This window comes from Stenotrophomonas maltophilia group sp. SKK55 (assembly GCF_057179845.1).
The window spans coordinates 70,018-89,003 of sequence record NZ_JBXUHP010000043.1 but is presented as its reverse complement, the minus strand read 5'-3'; the positions used below and the strand labels follow the sequence as shown (position 1 = coordinate 89,003).

General features: G+C 65.6%; 19 protein-coding genes. 3 read left to right on the top strand and 16 right to left on the bottom strand.

Annotated features, from left to right (window positions below; translation table 11 throughout):
* Positions 1–50 precede the first annotated feature (50 nt).
* Positions 51–626, bottom strand: coding sequence for a TetR/AcrR family transcriptional regulator (locus AC2A1N_RS14250; RefSeq protein ID WP_242891198.1), 576 nt, complete (start codon positions 624–626; stop codon positions 51–53).
* Positions 627–695: 69 nt separating this feature from the next.
* On the opposite strand from AC2A1N_RS14250, the gene AC2A1N_RS14245 reads away from it, so the two are divergent.
* Positions 696–1,241, top strand: a complete 546-nt coding sequence (locus AC2A1N_RS14245; RefSeq protein WP_012511531.1) for a thioesterase family protein — start codon at positions 696–698, stop codon at positions 1,239–1,241.
* Between the two features lie 3 nt (positions 1,242–1,244).
* Here AC2A1N_RS14245 and AC2A1N_RS14240 read toward each other — a convergent pair whose 3' ends face one another.
* Positions 1,245–1,967, bottom strand: coding sequence for a hypothetical protein (locus AC2A1N_RS14240; RefSeq protein ID WP_231352190.1), 723 nt, complete (start codon positions 1,965–1,967; stop codon positions 1,245–1,247).
* A gap of 67 nt (positions 1,968–2,034) precedes the next feature.
* Positions 2,035–3,165, bottom strand: coding sequence for an agmatine deiminase family protein (locus AC2A1N_RS14235; RefSeq protein WP_242891196.1), 1,131 nt, complete (start codon positions 3,163–3,165; stop codon positions 2,035–2,037).
* Between the two features lie 104 nt (positions 3,166–3,269).
* On the opposite strand from AC2A1N_RS14235, the gene AC2A1N_RS14230 reads away from it, so the two are divergent.
* Positions 3,270–4,154 (top strand): LysR family transcriptional regulator, encoded by an 885-nt coding sequence (locus AC2A1N_RS14230; protein ID WP_180869894.1) that lies wholly within the window; start codon positions 3,270–3,272, stop codon positions 4,152–4,154.
* Here AC2A1N_RS14230 and AC2A1N_RS14225 read toward each other — a convergent pair.
* Positions 4,129–4,911, bottom strand: coding sequence for an SGNH/GDSL hydrolase family protein (locus AC2A1N_RS14225; RefSeq protein WP_484372650.1), 783 nt, complete (start codon positions 4,909–4,911; stop codon positions 4,129–4,131). The genes AC2A1N_RS14230 and AC2A1N_RS14225 overlap by 26 nt on opposite strands.
* A 49-nt stretch (positions 4,912–4,960) precedes the next feature.
* On the bottom strand, positions 4,961–5,926 hold the full coding sequence (locus tag AC2A1N_RS14220; RefSeq protein ID WP_484372648.1) for a DUF2268 domain-containing putative Zn-dependent protease: 966 nt from the start codon (positions 5,924–5,926) through the stop codon (positions 4,961–4,963).
* 138 nt (positions 5,927–6,064) lie between these two features.
* Between AC2A1N_RS14220 and AC2A1N_RS14215 the strand changes: the two genes are divergently transcribed.
* Positions 6,065–7,048, top strand: coding sequence for a hypothetical protein (locus AC2A1N_RS14215; protein ID WP_242891184.1), 984 nt, complete (start codon positions 6,065–6,067; stop codon positions 7,046–7,048).
* Between the two features lie 13 nt (positions 7,049–7,061).
* On the opposite strand, the gene AC2A1N_RS14210 is transcribed toward AC2A1N_RS14215, so the two are convergent.
* The 11 genes from AC2A1N_RS14210 to AC2A1N_RS14160 form a co-directional block, all read right to left on the bottom strand.
* Positions 7,062–7,382, bottom strand: coding sequence for a hypothetical protein (locus tag AC2A1N_RS14210; RefSeq protein ID WP_242891182.1), 321 nt, complete (start codon positions 7,380–7,382; stop codon positions 7,062–7,064).
* Positions 7,383–7,508: 126 nt separating this feature from the next.
* Positions 7,509–8,756, bottom strand: a complete 1,248-nt coding sequence (locus AC2A1N_RS14205; RefSeq protein ID WP_061480057.1) for an ABC transporter permease — start codon at positions 8,754–8,756, stop codon at positions 7,509–7,511.
* Positions 8,753–10,009, bottom strand: a complete 1,257-nt coding sequence (locus AC2A1N_RS14200) for an ABC transporter permease (RefSeq protein ID WP_242891180.1) — start codon at positions 10,007–10,009, stop codon at positions 8,753–8,755. The genes AC2A1N_RS14205 and AC2A1N_RS14200 overlap by 4 nt, the downstream gene beginning before the upstream one ends.
* Before the next feature lie 70 nt (positions 10,010–10,079).
* Positions 10,080–10,856: a class I SAM-dependent methyltransferase gene (locus AC2A1N_RS14195; RefSeq protein ID WP_185807429.1), complete on the bottom strand. Its 777-nt coding sequence runs from the start codon at positions 10,854–10,856 to the stop codon at positions 10,080–10,082.
* Positions 10,840–11,712 (bottom strand): hypothetical protein, encoded by an 873-nt coding sequence (locus AC2A1N_RS14190; RefSeq protein WP_061480055.1) that lies wholly within the window; start codon positions 11,710–11,712, stop codon positions 10,840–10,842. The genes AC2A1N_RS14195 and AC2A1N_RS14190 overlap by 17 nt, the downstream gene beginning before the upstream one ends.
* Entirely contained in the window at positions 11,709–12,953 is a 1,245-nt protein-coding gene (locus AC2A1N_RS14185; RefSeq protein WP_061480054.1) for a hypothetical protein, read from the bottom strand. The genes AC2A1N_RS14190 and AC2A1N_RS14185 overlap by 4 nt, the downstream gene beginning before the upstream one ends.
* A gap of 65 nt (positions 12,954–13,018) precedes the next feature.
* A complete protein-coding gene (locus AC2A1N_RS14180; RefSeq protein WP_061480053.1) occupies positions 13,019–13,321 on the bottom strand; it encodes a hypothetical protein in 303 nt (100 codons plus the stop codon).
* Positions 13,322–13,343: 22 nt separating this feature from the next.
* Positions 13,344–13,634: a hypothetical protein gene (locus AC2A1N_RS14175; RefSeq protein WP_061480052.1), complete on the bottom strand. Its 291-nt coding sequence runs from the start codon at positions 13,632–13,634 to the stop codon at positions 13,344–13,346.
* A 205-nt stretch (positions 13,635–13,839) separates the two neighbouring features.
* Positions 13,840–14,184, bottom strand: a complete 345-nt coding sequence (locus AC2A1N_RS14170) for a helix-turn-helix domain-containing protein (RefSeq protein WP_061480051.1) — start codon at positions 14,182–14,184, stop codon at positions 13,840–13,842.
* Between the two features lie 132 nt (positions 14,185–14,316).
* Positions 14,317–16,149, bottom strand: a complete 1,833-nt coding sequence (locus tag AC2A1N_RS14165; RefSeq protein ID WP_061480050.1) for a M3 family metallopeptidase — start codon at positions 16,147–16,149, stop codon at positions 14,317–14,319.
* 165 nt (positions 16,150–16,314) lie between these two features.
* Entirely contained in the window at positions 16,315–18,777 is a 2,463-nt protein-coding gene (locus AC2A1N_RS14160) for a S9 family peptidase (protein ID WP_061480049.1), read from the bottom strand.
* Positions 18,778–18,986: the final 209 nt, after the last annotated feature.

The window sequence follows — 18,986 nt, the reverse complement described above, 5'->3', positions numbered from 1 at the left end:
GGCATCCAGTCGTGGGCTGCTGGCGAGTCTGGCCTGCCCGCACCGGCCGATCAAGGCCGCGTGGCCGCCTTCAGCAACTGCGCGGCCACCTGGTCGAACGGGGCAATGTCCTGCAGCGCGCGGCACATCGCCACCGCACCTTCCACGCTGGCGATCACCAGGCTGGCCAGTTCACCCGCCGCTGCCGGGGCATGCCCTTCAGCGACGAACGCCGAGGCGAGATGGCCGTGCCAGCGCGCGAACACCTCGGCCGCCGCCGCGCGGGGTTGGCTGGGCGTCGCCTCCACCGGCTCCTCCACGGCAGCGGCCAGCACCGGGCAGCCGGCGCGGAATTCTGAGCGCAGCAGACGCTCGCGCCACATCGCCAGGAACTGCTGCAGGCCCTGCACCGCCCCACCCTCCAGCAGCTCCATCAGCAGCGCCTCCACCTTGTCGCCAGCCATGTGGGTGGCGCGCGCCAGCAACTCCTGCTTGCCGCCGGGAAAGTGGTGATAGGTGGAGCCCAGCGGTGCCTCGGCCAGCTTGGTCACCTCACGGATGCTGGTGGCATTGAGGCCTACCCGCGCCAGCATCTGTGCCGCAGCATCAATCACGCGTTGTGGCGCATCAGAGGGTCGCGGGCTCACGGCGGTCTCCTTGCTAAGACAGTCGTCATAGATTAGCGTACCGGCCGTTCTATAACAGTCGTCATAGCCATGAATCTCTGGTTCCGCCTGCTCCACCTGCTGCTGTGCAGCCTGTTCCGGCCCAAGCTGGAGGCCCCGTTCGGGGTCTCGCGGCTGCAGTTCCGGGTACTGCCCAATGACCTGGACAGCAACCTGCACATGACCAACGGCCGCTACTGGAACATCTTCGACCTGGGCCGGCTGGACCTGATCCTGCGCATGGGCCTGGGCCGGGTGGCGCTGCGCGAGAAGTGGGCACCGATCGTCGGTGCCGGCACCATCCAGTTCCGTCGCGAGCTGAAGCCGTTCCAGCGCTTCACCCTGGAAACGCGTCTGGTGGGCTGGGTCGGCTCGCGCGGCATCATGGAGCAGCGCGTACTGATCGGTGCCGAGCAGAAGATCGCCACGCGCGCGCTGCTGGTCACCGGCATCTACGACCGTCGCGCGCGCCAGTTCCTGGGCATGCCGAAGATGATGGAAGCGATCGGCGTGGTCGCCCCGCCCTCGCCGCCGCTCAGTGCGGCCGCCGAAGCGCTGCTGGCCGCCGACGCAGCGTTGAAGCAGGACGACGCCTGAGCCTCAGGGAGCCGCCACCGGCATCATGTGCTGTCCGCGCGATACGACCTGGGTACGCCCTCCCACGTGCAGCACGTACTCGAAGGACTGCCGCATGCGGCTGTACGCGCCACCCTCCGGCACGCCGTAGTTGGCACCCACGCTGAGGGTATGCCGGCCCGGCGGCAACGGCTTGAGCATCACCCAGTAACCGTCGGCGGCGGCCAGCCGTGAGTCTGCGTCATCGGCATCCATGCGGAAGCAGCCTTCACTGCGCACCCGATGCATGCGCATGTCGCCCAGGGGTTGCCCATCCAGCAGCACCACTGCACTGATCAGGTAATCGTTGTTGACCGCCGCCCCGGCCTGCAGCTCCTTGCAGGACACAGACTCATCCACCTGGTAGTGCGCCATGTTGATGATCGGCAGCAGCAGGTACTTGCCCGCCGGCACCACGCATTCGCGATGTGGCCGGAAACGGCCATTGGTGCCGGCCAGGTACCAGACCGGGCCTTCCTGGCCCAGATCACACACACGGCCATCCGGGTCGAGATAGGGCGCGCCGCCCTGGGCGTCGGCCCACCGCCACCAGCGGGCGGTCCATTCGGCCAGTGAAACGCCGCCCACCGGTTCACGCGTCAGCGGCGAAGGCGCCGCCGTGTCTGCACTGAACGCCGGCACGGCCGCCAGCAGCAGTGCCATCGTTGCGCCGCTGCGGCGCAGCCATCCCTGGATTCCCTTCCGCATCACCCACCCCATCGTCCCTGGCGGCCACGCTGCGTGGCCGGCTCCGGGGCCACTTTACCTTGGCTGACTACACCTTCGGCATGTTCTTGGTCACGCAATGGATGCCGCCACCGCCGCCGGCAATCGCATCGATGTCCACCTGCTCGATCACACGACCGGGATACATGTCTTCCAGCAGTTCACGGCAGACGCCATCGGCTTCGTCGTCACCGAACTCCGGCGCGACCACGGCGCCGTTGATCGGCAGGTAGTTGATGTAGCCCATGGCCAGATCGTCGTTGTCGCGGGTATGCACGTTGTCGCGCCCGTCCAGGGGCGGCGGCAGCGTGTGCACCTGCAGGCGACGGCCATCGGCATCGGTGGCCCCGCGCAGGATGTCCAGGTGCTCGCGGGTCAGATCGTAGTCGTAGGACTCCGGATCGTTGTCCAGGTTGGCGATCACCACGCCCGGGCGCACGAAACGGGCATAGAAGTCCACGTGCGCATCGGTGATGTCCTCGCCGGCGATACCGGGCAACCAGATCACCTTGCGCAGGCCAAGGTGATGCTTCAGCTCCGCCTCAACATCCGCGCGCGACCAGTCCGGATTGCGATTGCGGTTCACCCAGCAGCTTTCGGTGAGGATGGCGGTGCCATGGCCATCGACTTCGATGCCACCGCCCTCACCTACCAGATCGCTTTCCAACAGCGTGGCGCCGGTCACCTGCGCCAGCCAGGGCGCCACCGCGCCATCGTTGCGTGCGCTCTGCTTGCCACCCCAACCGTTGAAGTTGAAGTTGACCAGCCCCAGCCCGCCCCGGTCATTAGTGACGAAGCAACCGCCGTAATCGCGCACCCAGATGTCATCCAGCGGCACCTCGAGGAACTCGATGTTGTCGCGGCCGCAACGGTCCTGCGCCTGCTTCAACTGTGCCGGGCGGCACAGCACGCTGACCGGCTGGTGGCGGGCGATGGTACGGGCCAGCCGCGCCACGGCGGTGTTCACCGCATCAGCGTGCGCGCCCCAGACCCGAGGCTGCGCGGCGAAGGCCAGGAAAACGCGCTCCTGCGGGCCGTGCTCGTCCGGCATGCGCCAGATGCCCGCACCCGGCCCCGCTGCGGACGCGCGGCCCGGCAGCCCGGCCAGGCCCAGTGCGGCCAGCCCGCCAAGACCGGCGGCACCTGCCAGTTGGGTGAGGAAATGACGACGGCTGCTCATGACGGGCTCCAGGGCCTGTGTGGAATGGGGCTATGCTGCGCTTGCCAATCCATAAGAACAAACGATAGATTCGGCCATCAACTGAACAGTTTTACTTATCTGAAATGCTCAAGCACTGGCCCCCGCTGAACGCGCTGCGAGGATTCGAGGCCGCCGCCCGCCTGGGCAGCTTCCACCGGGCGGCCGAGGAACTGCACCTGACCCAGTCGGCCATCAGCCAGCAGATCCGGGGCCTGGAGGCGTCGCTGCAGCAGCCGTTGTTTTTCCGGCAGGGCCGCAGCGTCACCCTCACCGACGCCGGCATCGACCTGCTGGAAACCACCCAGTCGCTGCTGCGGCAGCTGGCCAGCGGCATCCGCCGGCTCGATCAGTACCGCAAGCCGAATCAACTGATCGTCAACACCAGCCCGGCCTTCGCCCGCCATTGGCTGGTGCCGCGCCTGGCCAGCTTCCATCGCCTGCACCCCGGCGCCGACCTGTGGCTGCTGACCAGCGAGGATGCGCCGGACATGACCACCCAGACGCTGGACGTGGCGGTGCGTGACGACCTCGACTCACAGGCGCAGTGCCAGCATCGCGTACTGCTGCAGGACCGTCTCTATCCGGCCTGCCATCCGGCGCTGCTCGCCACACCGGTACAAGAACGCCTGACCCTGCATGGCGAGCGGGAAATGGACTGGAGCCAGTGGCAGGTCCAGGGCGGCGCCGATGTCGGCCAGCGCCGCGAGGGCATGAACTTCTCCGAACCCGGGCAGCTGCTGGATGCTGCCTGCCAAGGGCTGGGCATCGCGCTGGTCAGCGAGCTGCTGGCCGCACGCGCCTGTGAACAAGGGCTGCTGCAACCCCTGCATGATGCACGCGTGCGCGGCCCGCGCTGGAGCTGGCTGGTGCACGAGGACAGCGCGGCGGATCCGCTGGTGATCAGTTTCTGCGAGTGGTTGCTGGCGAGCCTGCCCGCTGACGCTACTTCTGCTGCAGCGCGCGCTTGACCGCCGCCTCGGCCAGCGGCGCCATCACCGCATAGCCCTTCACCGTGGGATGCACGCCATCCTCGGCCAGCTGCGGATCCAGCCCTCCGGCGGCATTGGCCATCGGCGTGTAGTAGTCCAGATAGACCAGCTGCTTCGCATCGGCATAGCGCTTCAATGCCGCGTTCAATGCGCGCACCTTGGGCGCAGGTGCCGTGCCCGGCAACCACGGGTAATCGCTGACCGGCAGCACCGATGCCAGTACCACGGCGATGCCATGTGCGCGTGCCAGGTCCACCATCGCGTGCAGGTTGTCTTCAATCATCGCCTGCGTGGTCGGGCCGGTGTTGCCGGCGATGTCGTTGGTGCCGGCCAGGATCACCACCACCTGCGGCTTCAGTGCCAGCACGTCCTGCGGGAACCGCACCAGCATCTGCGCCGTGGTCTGGCCACTGATGCCGCGGTTGAGCCAGCCCTTGCCGGGAAAGAACGATGCGCTGCCTTCCCTGCCCCAGCCTTCGGTGATGGAATCACCGAAGAACACCACGCGTGGTTGCCCCGGTACCGCCGCAGGCAGCCGCGCGTTGGCTTCACGATAGTGCTGCAGCTGCGGCCAATCGGCCAGACGCTGCTGCATGAAACGCACTTCGTCCGCGCGCAGGCTTTCGACAGGCTCCAGCAGTAACGGGTTGATTGCGGGCATCTCGGCCGCCACCCCGTGGGCGCTCAGCGCGATACCGAGGGCAACTGCGGCCAGGCCGCCGGACAAGGAACGCATGGGGTCTCTCCCTTGAATGTCCGGGCCAGTCTAGCGCGCGGCCCCGCGCTTACCGCGCCGCCGACCGCGCGGCCACGCCGGTCACCTTGGCCGGCATCCACATGCCGGGCGTCCAGCCGCTGGCAGCCAGGATTGCCTTCGGGTTGTCCTGCTGGATCAGCGCACGCACTGCATCGCGCTTGTCCTTGGCCCGCAGGTAATAGGCCTTGGCGATGCGGTAGCCCACCCAGTACCCGAGGTCATAGGGCTCCTGCGAACCAGGCTTGTAGTTGTACAGCCACGGCGACAGATCGGTACTGTCCACATCCAGCGCAAAGGCGCTTTCAATGTGGACCTCGCGGCCGCGCGTCCACGCCGCATGGCGACTGTTGCCGACGTTGCCGGAAATCAATTCGGCGATGAATTCGGCGATACCTTCGCCCAGCGAAACACGCAGCACCGTCGCATGCGGGTCGCCGGGCTCGAAATCGTTCAGGCCGGTCTGCTGGATGTGCACGTACTCGTGCGCGATCACGTGCACGAAACGGTCCTGCACGTTGGGATTCATGAAATCGGCTGCACACAGCGCTTCCAGGCCGATGATCACCCCATTCTTCGAGGTCAACCCGACCGGCCGACCACGGCCGACCGCGAGGGTCACCGGCGGAAACGCGGCCTGCGGATAGATCGCCTGCAGGTTGCCGAACACCTGCACCAGGCGCTGCTTCACCGCCGGCAGCTCCGCCAGGCAGCTGCGGCCCTGCGCATACACCCCGGGCTGGCTGGCAATGGCTTCGGCCATGCGTTCGGGCGTGACCCGGCGCGCCTTCGCCAGTTCACCCAGGCCCGGACTGCCTTCGGCCAGGTAACCGGCCAGCTGGGCGACGCTGGGCTTGCCGCCGGTGCTGTCGTAGATCGCGTAGAAGCGGCTGGCATTGGTGGTGAGGATCTGCGGCCCCGGCGGAGTACCCGCCGACGCCACCCCAACCGCCCCGGCACAGGCCATGGCAAACAGGCAACGCGGGAAACTGGACATCGCTCCGTCCTTGGTGGAGTGCATGCGAAGCGCGCAATCTATCACTCCGCCCCGGCCACCGCAGCGGGCACATGCAGGCCCTTCGGGGCTGTGCCAGACTCACTCAGGCACCTGCCATGGATGATGGAGCACCGCACGATGATGATCGTTCCCGCGTACTGGGCCGAAGCCCGCCTGCAGGCCCGTTTCCGTGGCCGGCCGGTGGTCGTGCGCCGCTTCGGCTGGTCCGATGAGGGACCTGCCGAGGCCCAGGCCCACGCCGACCGCCGCGCCAACGAAGCCCTCAATGCCATCCTCGCCGGCCAGGTGCTGCCGCGTCGCGAAGTGCGCAGCAACTATGGCGTGGAGGGTGTGCCAATCCGCGAGCAGATCGTGCAGCGCGACGGCGATGTCATCATCACCCGCAACAGCTATGGCGCATTGTGTCTCAACAGCCCCGACGTGCTGTTTGCCGACATCGACCATGCGCAGCCACCGGCCGGATGCGTGATACCGGCCATCGTCGCTGCGATCCTGCTGCTTGCCGGCGCCATCATCGGCACCCTGCTCTGGCACTGGCTGGTGGGCCTGGCACTGGGCGTGGCGGCAGTGCTGCTGGTCAACGCGGCACTGCTGATGCGGCGGAAGCAGCGCCTGGCCGCCGCCGGTGGTGCTGAAGGGCTTGCGCTGAAACGCGTGGACGCCTTCAGCGAACAGCATCCCGATTGGCACCTGCGTGCCTACCGCACACCCGCCGGGCTGCGCGTGCTGGCGATGCATGCCACGTTCTCACCGGAGGACGAGCAGCTCCAGGCATTCTTCAAGGCACTGGGCACCGACACCCTGTACGCGCGCATGTGCCGGCTGCAGCATTGTTTCCGTGCGCGACTGACACCGAAGCCGTGGCGCGTCGGCCTGAAGTACCGCATCCGGCCGCCGGTGGCCGCGTGGTCAGCCGAACAGGCCAACAATCCGGATCGACTGGCCTGGATTGCCGAGTACGAAAAGAAGAGTGCCGGCTTTGCCGCGTGCACCTACCTGCGCAGCTTCGGCGACACCTCCCGGGTGCATGCCAAGGCCGAGCATGTGCGCGAGCTGCACGATCGGCTGTCGCACGCTCAGGACCGGTTACCGCTGGCCTGAGCGCAACGCGCGCTCAGTCCACGCCCTGCACGAACGGCTGCCCTGCCAGGGTAGTGCCCAATCGCATCGCGACCTGCTGCCCTCCCTTTTCGAAGGTCGTGGCGCATTGCTTGGCGCCCTTCTGGCATCCGACTTCCGGAAAGCCCTCGAGTGACTCAGGCGCGCCCTGAACCGGACTCACCTGCCACCCTGCCGCATCCATGAGGCGCTTGGCCTTGGCATAAGGCATGCCGGCGACAATGCCCAGCTGCGCCAGTTCGGAGGGGAGTGATTGGCCATGCAGGCTCGGCGTCATCACCAGCGCCAACACTGCGGCAACACGTTTGGACTTCATAGGTGAAACCCATGACAGACAGCAACAGGCCTGCAGCGTATCGCAGCTTCCGCACGCCATGGCACCCGCATCACATATGGTTACGCAACCGCAACGGCCAATGACACGAGGTCGCCCTTCGATCCATCAGGTACTGTTGAGAACCGCCACGGGCGCCTCGCGCGCCGCCCGCCGCGCCGGTACCCAGGCAGCCAGCTGCCCCAGGGTGAACACCAGCCCGACGCCCAGCACCAGGTACTCGGGATCGATGCGAGGTACCTCGTAGTAGCGCGAAACCCAGACATTCAACGCCAATGCCAGCACACTGCCAGCGAGCGCGCCGACGAAGGTCAGCATCAGATTCTCGATCATGAAGTAGCTGGTCACATCGCGCCTGCGGGCACCCAGCGCACGTCGTATGCCGATCTGCGGATAGCGCTTGCGGACCCAGAAGCTGGCCAGCCCATACACGCCCGTGCCGGTCACGATCAACAGCGAGATGCCGGCGCACAGGAAGATGATCGCCATAGTCTGGTCACGCCGGAAGTATTCCGCACGCAGTTCGCTGAAGCGCTGGACCCTGGGCAGCATCCGGTTCGCTTCGCGCGCGGCCAGCGCAGTGCTGGCCGAGTCGAGGACCGCGGAAAGCGCGTCCGGCTCGCTGCGCACCGCGTACATCACCCGGGTGCCATCGGGAATCAGCGGCAGCAGCAGGCTCATGTCGTTGTCTCCATCGGTCCGCAGCACCGGCCTGGACAGGGTGTCGACGACCCCGACGATGCGCAATGGATGGATGCCGTCCGTATACAGGTCGCGGCCCACCGCGTTGGCCGAACCAAACAGATGACGTGCCAGCGCTGCGGAGACGATGGCTTCACTGGCCTTGTAGAGACCGGCGTAATCCTGCGCTGCCTCGGTCTGCACGAATGATGCGGCGGAGAAGTCACGGCCGGCGACAAGATGCATGCCCAGCGCCTGCACTGCGCCGGCAGACATCCCATAGACGGCGGGCTCGGCTTCGACGATGCCTGCCATGTCCTGGCCCTGCACCGGCACGTTGGTGAAACCGACGGTCCAGTTGTGCTGGCTCAACGGCAGCGACTCCGCCGCCACCACGGCCTGGACCCCGGCCACGTTACGCAGCACCTGCATGTCTGCCTTGACCGCGGTGGCGGCATTGGCAGCGGCGCTGCCGACGAACTCGGTTTCGATGATGCCAAGCCCCTGCTCCCGCAGCCCGGTGTCGTAGGCGAGTGTTTCCACGCGCTGCGCAAGCAGGAAGGCGATATTGGTGACGCAGGCGGTGGCGATGATCACCTGCAGCAACAGGATGCCGGCCACCAGCCGGTTCTTCTTCATCGCACGGGCAATCAGCGGAATCTGTGAAACGCTCATTCAGCGGCCTTGATCTGCATGGCGACACGGGTGGATGCCGCCCGCAGTGCGGGCAGGACGGCGGCGAACAGGCTGGCGATGCAGGCCAATACGGGCGTGGCGATCACCATGGTCGGGTCGATGACTGCGAGGCTGGCATAGTCTTCCGGCTGCATCCGTACCAGGAACAGGCCAGCCTGTGCGACCAGCAGGCCCACGCCTCCTCCCAGCAACCCGATCATCAACGCTTCGGTGCATAGCTGCAGGATGATGTCCCTGCGGCGGGCCCCCAACGCGCGGCGGACTGCGATCTCGTGCGTTCGGCGGACGAAACGGGCGAAGATCAGTGCCCCCATGTTGACCAGGCAGACGGCCAGGAAGGCCAGGCACAGCGCCAGCTGCAACCGCACCTCATCCGGAATGATCCGGCGCTGGACCAGATAGCTACGCAGGCCGTCCAGGTGCGGGGGCGTCTGCCGATCGAAGCGCCCGCGCGCGTGCTGGTCCTGCACATAGCTTTGCAGGAAATGCAGGTACGCCTGCTGGCCGGCCGGGTCCGGGATCTCGGCCCAGAGTTGGACCCACGCCGTACTGGCATCCAGCATGTGGTTCGTCGGCGTGTTGCCTGACCAGCCGTACATGCTGTTGGCAACCCGAAGCTGGAGTTCCACCGCGGTCTGCAGCGGAATGAAGACATCGTCGCGCCCCTTGAAGGGTTCCTGCTGCAGGTCGGTGTGGAAGCGCGGCCGGGGCACCCAGTCAGCAATCACGCCGACCACCCTGAAGGCCTGCCCATCCAGCTGCAGGGTCCGTCCAACCAGGGAGCTTCCATGACCGAGCCGCTGCGCCAGCGTGCGGCTGACCACCACGACCCGGGAGCGCTGCAGATCTTCGTCCGCGGACCACCAGCGTCCCTGCAGCACCTCCATGTCGAACATCGCCGCTGCGTCCGCGTTGGTGTACTGGCCATCAACGAAGAATGCCGTCGGTGCGCCCGGTTGCGGATCCACCAGCAGCCGGCCCGCGGCCAGTACCGTCTGCCGCTGCGCAGGTGCATTGCGCAGAAGTTCACTGGCATCCGGCCAGGTCATGGCCACCCGCGGATCCAGCCCTCCCTTGATCTGGTACCCGGCCGGCAGCGGGTCCAGGAAGGGATGGAACAGTTGCCCGCTGCGCCCTGGCAGCGGGTCCCAGGACATGGCTCGAACAACGGTGAGCATGGTCACGCTGGCGCCGATGCCCAGCCCCAACGCCAGCACCAGTGCCAGCGTCATGCCTTTGGTTTCCAGCAAGCGGGTTCGTGCGAGCCCGAGGTAGTACGTCAGCATCATCATCCTCGACAGCTCAATGGAAGAACTCGGCGACGGTGGGAACGACATCCACCGGTTCGATGCTCAACCACGCCGTACTGTTCTGCGCGCGTGCCCGGCCCTCGATGAGGTGCATCAGGCGGAACCGCGAGCGCTGCACCCGATCGATCGCAGCGCTTGCCTCCTGCGGCGCCCAGCAGCGCGCCAGACCCACCGGAATCTTGTTGCAGTTCAGGTCGTCGACGATCCGCTCCAGCGTCAGGTAGCTCAGGCGCTGGGTCGAAGCGCTGTCGATGAACACCGACGCAGTGGACGACAGGCGGGGCAGGAAATGTCCCAGAAGGGCCTGGATGCTGTCTGGAGAATGGTTGAAGTCCGAGAACAGCATGTCGATGCCGCCGTGCAGAGCCGGGGCGGTGGCGATGGCAGCGAAGTCGATGTCCTCGACATGCACCTGCGCGAAGTCCGCGACACCCGCCCAGACCAACATCGCACGCATGAACGAAGGATAGTCCTGCCCTGGTTCGATGAGCGCGCGCAAGGGCCCTTCCAGTTCGGCCAGGAAGCGCCGCGCGGGATCGCTGGCATAGTGCGATCCATTGTCATAGCTGTGCAGGACACCGGTCTCGTTTTCCTTCAGTGCGGCGGCGATCCAGGCCGTAGACACGCCGAAGCCCGTACCGAGTTCCACCACACTTTGTGGCCGGGCACGCTTGACCAGGCTGTACAGCAGCACGCAGAGATCCTCGCTACCGTACAGCCACCCCATGCGCTCGCGGATCTCGGAAAGGCGCTCAATGCACGCGTGCATGTCGGGCATCATCGCTCCTCGCACTGGAATCATCCGCCGCCAGCCACCTGCCCAGCATCTCCACCATGGCCGGCTCATCCGCCACGGAAAGAAGATAGGGCGAGAATGCATGGAACCGCAGCTGTCCGCCCTCTGCGAAGAGCAGCAACTCCCCCGTCTCGGAACGGAAGGCACGACGCGCGGCCTGGTTGATGGCATGCACGCGCTGTAGATCGATCGGCACCGCGTCGCCCCTGGGGAAGAAGATGCCATGCGCCGACTCACCGCAGAAGTAGGACACCAGTGGGACGCCCTGCGGCCGCGAAACGAAGAACTGGTGACGCCGCTTCTCTTCCGGCAGCAGGTTGCGCTCCTGCTTCCAATCGAACAGTGACCACACCGATTTCTGCAGAGGATCGACCAAGCCACGCAGATCCGGCGCCTCATACCCGATCGAATAGACGAAGTCGGGCGTCTGGATATCGGCAAGTACCCGCTTGAGCTCGAACCACTGTACGTTCAGCGGCATCAGTGTGCGCGAGACACCACGCACGCCGGTGTCGTGGCAGACGCTGGCCGCCGATTCGAGCAATGACTGCAGGCGGATGTGCAGCCAACGCGCATCGATTCCACTGCCCCTCAGGAATTCATCCATGCGGGTATTGGCCAATGAGAACACACGGTTGACCACCCGTGCGCCGATGAACTGCTCGCGCATTTCCACGCTGGGCTCGAAATCCAGGACCGCTGGCCAGCTTCCGGCGCGAACCATCGGCAGCAGGTCGTCAAGGTGCAGCAACTCTGCCCCCGCCTGCGCCGCGCGGCACGCGACCGGATCGGCATGATCGGTATACAACACGATGGTCCGGGCCTTCATTGCTGCCTCCCATAGCCATATTCACGCTTCATGTCCGCCTGCATGTCATCCATCATTCTTCCGATGTCGGCATTGAGCGGCTGGGTACTCATCAGCCGGCTGCTGAGATCCTGCTCGATGAGGAATCCAGCAGCGCATACCGCGAGGCGACGGTGGACATGCGCGCGGGCAGCAGCGTCGATGTTGTCAGCCACCGCAAGGTGGCTCTTCAGCAACCGATGGCAGACGTAATAGACGAAAACGGCGTGGATGTAGGACGAGTTGGGAATCGGATTGCCCGACCACGGCGACACGACCCGGTGCTGATAGTCGTTGGCAACGAAGAAGCCATTGGCCAGCTCCCACGCGGCAAGGAAGTTGTGGGTGCTCTCGTGCATGATGCTTTCCATGCAGGCTTCCACGCTCAGTTCGGGGTGATGGATATTGAGCAGGCGCAGCGAACCGGGCTGGCGCGGCACATGTTCCGACCCGAAACGGCGCGCGACATCGGGCGTTGATTCCTCGGACTTACGAACCACGATACGGCGCACGAAGTTGCGGATCACCAGGCCATACAGCGGCTCCGCACGATCAATTCCTGCCAGCGCGCGCGACAGCTTGTCGAGCACGACCGCCTGCTCCGCCTCATCCAGCGCAATGCAGGGTTGGCTGAGCACGCCGGAACGGGGTTCATGGTGCCTGGCGACCTTGCTGTGCAGGTCAACGGCAACGCAATCACCCAGCATCGGCCGTGTTTCCAGCGTCCAACGCCCCTGCACATCCTTGCGGGCGAGCTGATCGCCCACCGGGCTGTCGACCACCCAATCGCGGCTCTCAAGCAGATAGCGCGGAGTGGAGCCAGAGGCCAGGTCCAGCAGTGCCTTTTCTCGCTGCACGAGATCATGGATGGCACACAGATTGCGTGCGCTCTCAGCATCCCATGCCATTGCATCGGCACCGGCCTCCGGCCGCTGCTTGCGAGCGGCGTCAAGCGCCATGTAGCTCTCGCAGAACTCGGAACTGAGCAGTACGCGCGCCTGGCGGTCGGCCGGCAGCGCTTCATAGATGGCATGGATGGAGCGAGCGATGACGCCATGCTCCGCATTCCCCAGTGCTTCCTGCAGGCGTGTCCGCATGCGTCGCAGGCGGGCCCACATGATGCCTTCCATCACGGCATCCATCCGGGCACCTGTGCGGGTGATCTCCATCAGGCACGCCGGGCGTGCCACATCGGCTTCCAGCGGTTTCAGCTGCGCATTCATCGTTGCTCTCCCTGCATCACGCATCAAAGAGCTGCGGGGGACACTGTCCCCCGCAGGCCGACAGGTCAGACGTTGAAGCGCGTGGCTTCCACGTTCAACTCCGGCTCCTTGACGATATCGTGATGATGGTGCGAACCAATCGAATCGTCGTGGTGGCCGGTGGCCAGCGCTTCCAGGTTGTTGGCGCGCGCGTTGGCTTGGAACTCGGCCATGGCCAGGTCGTCCAGGCTCACGATTGCGGTGGCCTGGTCCAGTGCGCTGGAAGCCACCGGAGCCTCGCTTGCCATCACGGCACCGGCCGAAGCGCTTCCGATCACCAGCAGCGTCAGCGCCGACAGCGCCTTGGGCACGTTGCGGTTGTCCTTCATGATGTTGCTCCCTTTGACTGGCTCAGACGTCGAAACGCGCGTTGGACAGGCCCTGGGCCTGCTCCTCGGGCACGGCGTCATGATGATGATGGGAACCGATGGAATCGGAATGGTGCCCGCCGGCGAGCGCAATGCCCTGCAGTTCTGCGAACTCGGACATGCGCAGCGCATCCAGATCGGCGTTGATCGCGGTGGCCGACTGCAGGCCCTGCTCGGCCGGTGCCGGAAGTGCTGCTGCGCCTGCGGTACCCGCAGCGCCGGCAATGATCAGGGTGAGCGAGGAAAGCGCGGTGGTTTTGATGCGATTGCTCATAACTAACCTTTCTCCAGAGTGATGGACTTTCAGGCAACTACGAGTCGCGCTCCGTCCGTCGTGCACGAACGTCGGACCGCGATCGATTAATGCCAGTGTCGGAGAAGGGGAGCAAACGCGCTGCTGTGCGCTGCACAGCAGCGGCGAAGGTACGGGCCTGTCGCACCGCGCGACCGCCTGGCAGCGCGACGCTGCCGGTGCTGGATCAGAGATAGGTTTCGGCGTTTTCCATCAGCGCGACAACGCTCGCAAGGAACGATACCGGCAGGTGCTTGGAGAGCTCGATCATCTTCTCTTCCAGTCTTGCCCTGGACCCCCGCACCGCGGGTTCGGCAGGAGGAGTTTCCCCCTGGGCCAGCCAGGCAAAGGCCACGCCAAGCACCCCGCTCATCCTGTGCAGGTGCTCGATCGTGGGCGTGAATCCTTCCTCACGCTCCCAATGCGCGACGGTGGCGCGGTTCACGCCGAGGCGGCGTGCCATTTCGGTCTGTGACAAACCGCAGTTGGCGCGGGCCAATCTGATTCGTGAAGGGATCGTGCTGACATCCATGGGGCGGCGGAACTCCCTGATCTACCCATGAAGTCCAAGGACGGGCAGGAACCCCGAGTGTCAAACATGATCCAGGGCGAGTCAACGCATATGCATTGCCTTCTGTGAAGCCTGCATCCGTCCGTCGCCTGTTCAGCGACCGCGCTTGCGCTCGATTTCCGCGTGCAGCCCCTGCAGCCGCACCAGGTACTGCTGGAAAACGCCCAGATCTTGCTCGACCAGGCGTGACCAGTCAGGCTTCGCATTCAGCAACTGCTCGACCTGCTGCTGCGGTGGGCGATCAAACCCCTCGCCCAGGACGGCCAGGTAGCGCTCCCTGAATCCCTCCGGATCCTGCTGGTCCTGGGCGAAGAGCTGCACCGCAATCAGTCCGGCATACAGGTAATTGGCCAGGTAAAGCGGATCCTCATACATCAGCCGCTTGGATACCCAGGTGCTGCGCAGCTCGGGATACTGCTCCGATGCGCCCCCATACCGGCCCAGTACCTTCATCGTCAGCGCATCAAGCGCGTCTGCATTGCCAACCCCATCGGCGGCCACTTCCTGATAGATGGACTGTTCCAGATCGGCCTCTTCAGACGAGACGAACAGCTGCAGGATGATGTCATCGAGCAACGACTTCAGGTAATACGCCTTGGCACGTGGATCACTGGCCTGCCGGTAGAGCTGATCGCGGAACTTCAGTTCGTTGTAGATGGCGAAGGCCTCGGTCAACCACTTGTTGCCGTTGCGCTGGAATGATGATGCGCCGCCGCGCTGCATCCACTGGCCATGCATGGCATGGCCGGCTTCGTGAGCGATCTGGACATCCCCCTCCAGATCGCCCTGGCGATGGCCAACGAACAGCAACGAAGGCACACCGGGGGCGCTGATCGAAAACGCATCCATCGCGCGCCGCCCTGCCGATCCGCCCAGATCCATGCGTCCGCCCGCAGGATCGAGCAGCCCGCGCAGCCCTGTCACGTAATGCGGCCCCAGCACCTGCATTGATGCTGCCGCCGCATCACGCAACTGCGCCAGGTCAAGCGGCGGAGGAATATAGCCCGCATCAGGCAGGTCCATGTCCCAGATCTGTGGAGACGCCTGGCCCATGCGCTCAAGATGGGTCAACTGCATCTGCTGGTAGTTCCGCCGCAGCAGCGCGTGGCGCGCTACCGCCGCCAGTGTCGCGTCGACGGCGGCCTGATCCAGGCCCATGTGCCGGTAGCTGCGGTCAGGCGCAGTTCCATCGCCCTGCAGTTCCGACGCATGCTCGTTGAGGCGGACCAGGCCCAGCAGCACCGTTGCCATTTCGCTGCGCCGCGACGCCATTCCCTGCCAGTAGGCACGCCATGCCGCTTCGCGCAGTGAACGGTCCGGCAGGCGGGAAAGGGCTCGCGCGTCGGTGCGGCTGTCGAGCGTGCGGCCTTCATGTTCGAAGCGGGCAAAGGGCGCCGACTGCAACAGCTGCCGGTGCAGGCGCCCGAAGCTGTCCAGCGCCGGGTCAGCCAACGTGTCGACCGCATCCACCAGCGCTGCATTGGCCGGCTGCACATCCTCCCGCAAAGCCCGTTCACGCAGGTCGGCATGCGGCGCGATCCAGGCAGCGTGCGCGGGCGCATCACGCAATGCCTGCTTGGCAATCGCCGCGATGCGTCCACATGTGCTGGCGACTTCGCCCTGGGTGTTGGCCCACCGGGCATCATCGGCATTGCGCGCTGCCTGAAGATGCAGGTAGCCATGGTGGCGGAGGCACTCGCCATACAGCTGTTCGGCCTGCTGGAACCTCACGTCTGGCGGCGCATGAAGTGCCTTGAGGGCATGGGTCCTCCGCTCGAGGTTCTGCCACGCCTCACGTTCCTGGGAGGCGCTGCCAAAGTAGCTGCGGTCATCTGCCCGCAGAGCTTGCGCTTCCACTCCGTGTGTCATCCCGGCCAACAGCGTCGCGATGACAAAAGTGATGGCGCGCATCCCATTGCGATGCATCGATGTCTCCTGGTCTGTTTCCACTCCCAGCTTAGCAGCCCGGGTGGACCCGGATGCCTCATGGCAGGTGGCTTCCCGATTCCCGATTGCGCATCCGGATCCAGGCCGTCTACCCACTCACATCCCGATACAGCAAGGCCGCCCTGGGGCGGCCTTCCCGTCTCCCTACTTGGCGTTCTTCACGTAGGTGTCGAACCAGTTCAGCATTTCCGCCACCAGCTGCTCGTTCGATTCCAGCGCGGTGTACCAGTGCGGTTCGTTCGGCAGCATCACCAGCCGCGTGATGCCGCCGTTGCCTCGGATCGCCTGGTAGAGCTTGCGCGACTGGAACGGCTCAGTGCCCGGGTTGGCGTCGTCCTCGCCGTGGACCAGCAGCAACGGCAGCTTGATCTTGTCGGCATAGAAGAACGGAGAGGCCTTCAGGTACACGTCCTGCGCCTGCCACACCGAGCGACGCTCGTTCTGGAAGCCGAACGGGGTAAAGGTCTTGTTGTACGAACCGCTGGTCGCCACGCCAGCCTTGAACAGATTGGTATGGGCGATCAGGTTGGCGGTCATCAGGCCGCCATGGCTGTGGCCGGTCACGCCGATGCGGTTGCGATCGACCACGCCCATGTCCACCGCCTTGTCCACCGCCGCCTTGGCGTCAGCTTCCAGCTGCTCCAGGTAGGTGTCGTAGGCGTTCTTCGGATCGCCCACGATCGGGAACGAGGCGTTGTCGATGATCGCGTAGCCGGCCAGCAGCATCAGGCGGTACGGCTGCAGGCGGGTGAAGGTCTGCTGCGAACCGGACACCTGCCCCGCCTGCGCGGCGTTGGCGAAGTCGGCCGGGTAGGCGTACAGGATCGCCGGCACGCGCTGGCCTTCCTTGTAGCCCGGCGGCGTGTACAGGGTGAACGACAGGTCCACGCCATCGGCACGCTTGTAGGTCACCAGCTGCTTCTTGATCTGGCGCACTTCCGGAGTCGGGTCGACCAGCTTGGTCAGCGCGGTCGCGGTGGACGCGAACTGCGCCTCGCCGGTCTTCGCATCGGCCACCGCCTCACCCTGCTGACGGATGAAGGCGTTCGGCGGATCGATCACCGACTGGTGCCAGGTCAGGTAGCGCCCTGGCGTATTGCTGAAACCAAGGAACTGCTCGTAGGCATCGGCGCTGCTGCGGAACAGGCGCTCGCTCTTCAGCGTGCCGAGGTCGAGGCGGTCGAGGAACGGACGGTCGCCCTGCGGCGAGGCACCACGCCCGCTGAGGAAAACATGGTTGCCCTCACGGCGCACGACCTGCGCACCATTCGGCAGGCGGGTGAAGACCAGGTTGCCGGGGTTGCCGTACAGCTCATCGCTGGACATGTCCCACAGCAGGCGGCCTTCCTTCTTCGGCTGGTCCACATCGACGATGCGGGTCTGCATCCAGTGGCGGTTCTCGTCGTTCTCGAACTGGAACGCCACGGCCGGGTCGGCAGTCCATGCGAAGCCTTCGAAGCGTTGTGCGGTGCGGGTGATCTCGACCGGCTTGCCGTTGAACGGCGCCTTCAGCATCAGCACCCGGTCGCGATGCGGCACGCTGACCTTCCAGTCACCCTTGTCCAGCGCTTCGGCATAGACCAGGGTGGCCGGATCGGTGGCACGCCAGTCGAAACCACGCGGGCCTTCCGGTACGCCGTGCACCGGCACGCGGTCGGCCAGCGGCAGGCTGGCGATCGGCGTGGACTTGCCGCTGGCGATATCCAGCACGGCCACGTCGTTGGCGAAGCGCTGGTAGGTCACCGCATGCGAGTACGGCGCCTTGATCGATTCGGTCAGCACGTGCACGCCATCGGGCGCGGCGCTGACTTCGTTGAACAGCGCCGGCTGCCCGACCGGACGCACGCTGTTGGCGGCAGTATCGACCACGGCCAGCTGCGAGACGCCGTAGTAGGCGAACAGCTTTTCGTCATGCACGCTGGTCAGCGTGTCGCGGGCTTCGTAGGTGCTGCTCTCGCCACTGCTGCCCAAGGACTCCTGCGCATCCGGGCCGGTCGGCACGCCACCATTGGACGGCGCCGGGCCCTGGTTGGCCGGAACCAGCTTCACCAGCAGGTTCCGGCTGCCGCCCAGCCACTGCACGGTGTAGCCGAAGATCGGGTTCAGCTGGACGTTCGGCACCTGCTTCACCTGGCCGGTAGCGGCATCGCCTACCCACAGCTGCACGCTGGTATCGACCGCGTTCTGGAACGCAAAGTGGCTGCCATCGGCCGACCACAGCGCGCCGGTGGCGCAGCCCTGCGGCAGGTTGACCTTGGTCTCCTTGCCGCTGCCGATATCGACCAGGGTGAAGTCGGCCACGCAGGCCGGAATGCCGTAGCCACCGGGGGTGTCATGGCGGCTGCGATTCTTCGGCTCCAGGCGCACGCCGGCCAGCTTCAGGTAAGGCTGGGCGACGCGGCTGATTGACGGGTAGGTCTGCGCGGTGGTCAGCAGCAGGCGCTGGCCACCCGGGGCCACGTTCGGCGCCGGCGGCGGCGGCGCCTTCAGCACCTTGAGCAGGTGTTCCGGCGGCTTTGCGTAATCGGCAAGCGCGGGGCCAGCGGCCAGCAGGCCGACGGTGGCAACGGCAACAGCCGCCGCCAGAGAGGTTCGACGGATGAGCATCCTTATCCCCTGGGTGTGAATGGGCGCCCGAGGACGGGCAAGGGCCCGAATCTAGCACCGCAGGGGTTGTCGTGAATGGGCCGGAAGGGCTAGTGGCCGGATGGGGCAAAGTGGAGGCCGCCACGCCATCACTTGGCGCTCAACTATCATGAACTCCCTCCATCCGGCGCTTGACATGGGAACCTCCAAAGCCCCCCCCCTATCTTCAA

Excerpts from the sequence above, each read along its gene's own strand:
- AC2A1N_RS14245 (WP_012511531.1), top strand. The coding sequence starts at position 696 with ATGAATCTCTGGTTCCGCCTGCTCCACCTGCTGCTGTGCAGCCTGTTC.
- AC2A1N_RS14240 (WP_231352190.1), bottom strand. The coding sequence starts at position 1,967 with ATGCGGAAGGGAATCCAGGGATGGCTGCGCCGCAGCGGCGCAACGATG.
- AC2A1N_RS14235 (WP_242891196.1), bottom strand. The coding sequence starts at position 3,165 with ATGAGCAGCCGTCGTCATTTCCTCACCCAACTGGCAGGTGCCGCCGGT.
- AC2A1N_RS14230 (WP_180869894.1), top strand. The coding sequence starts at position 3,270 with ATGCTCAAGCACTGGCCCCCGCTGAACGCGCTGCGAGGATTCGAGGCC.
- AC2A1N_RS14225 (WP_484372650.1), bottom strand. The coding sequence starts at position 4,911 with ATGCGTTCCTTGTCCGGCGGCCTGGCCGCAGTTGCCCTCGGTATCGCG.
- AC2A1N_RS14220 (WP_484372648.1), bottom strand. The coding sequence starts at position 5,926 with ATGTCCAGTTTCCCGCGTTGCCTGTTTGCCATGGCCTGTGCCGGGGCG.
- AC2A1N_RS14215 (WP_242891184.1), top strand. The coding sequence starts at position 6,065 with ATGATGATCGTTCCCGCGTACTGGGCCGAAGCCCGCCTGCAGGCCCGT.
- AC2A1N_RS14210 (WP_242891182.1), bottom strand. The coding sequence starts at position 7,382 with ATGAAGTCCAAACGTGTTGCCGCAGTGTTGGCGCTGGTGATGACGCCG.
- AC2A1N_RS14205 (WP_061480057.1), bottom strand. The coding sequence starts at position 8,756 with ATGAGCGTTTCACAGATTCCGCTGATTGCCCGTGCGATGAAGAAGAAC.
- AC2A1N_RS14200 (WP_242891180.1), bottom strand. The coding sequence starts at position 10,009 with ATGACGCTGGCACTGGTGCTGGCGTTGGGGCTGGGCATCGGCGCCAGC.
- AC2A1N_RS14195 (WP_185807429.1), bottom strand. The coding sequence starts at position 10,856 with ATGCACGCGTGCATTGAGCGCCTTTCCGAGATCCGCGAGCGCATGGGG.
- AC2A1N_RS14190 (WP_061480055.1), bottom strand. The coding sequence starts at position 11,712 with ATGAAGGCCCGGACCATCGTGTTGTATACCGATCATGCCGATCCGGTC.
- AC2A1N_RS14185 (WP_061480054.1), bottom strand. The coding sequence starts at position 12,953 with ATGAATGCGCAGCTGAAACCGCTGGAAGCCGATGTGGCACGCCCGGCG.
- AC2A1N_RS14180 (WP_061480053.1), bottom strand. The coding sequence starts at position 13,321 with ATGAAGGACAACCGCAACGTGCCCAAGGCGCTGTCGGCGCTGACGCTG.
- AC2A1N_RS14175 (WP_061480052.1), bottom strand. The coding sequence starts at position 13,634 with ATGAGCAATCGCATCAAAACCACCGCGCTTTCCTCGCTCACCCTGATC.
- AC2A1N_RS14170 (WP_061480051.1), bottom strand. The coding sequence starts at position 14,184 with ATGGATGTCAGCACGATCCCTTCACGAATCAGATTGGCCCGCGCCAAC.
- AC2A1N_RS14165 (WP_061480050.1), bottom strand. The coding sequence starts at position 16,149 with ATGCATCGCAATGGGATGCGCGCCATCACTTTTGTCATCGCGACGCTG.
- AC2A1N_RS14160 (WP_061480049.1), bottom strand. The coding sequence starts at position 18,777 with ATGCTCATCCGTCGAACCTCTCTGGCGGCGGCTGTTGCCGTTGCCACC.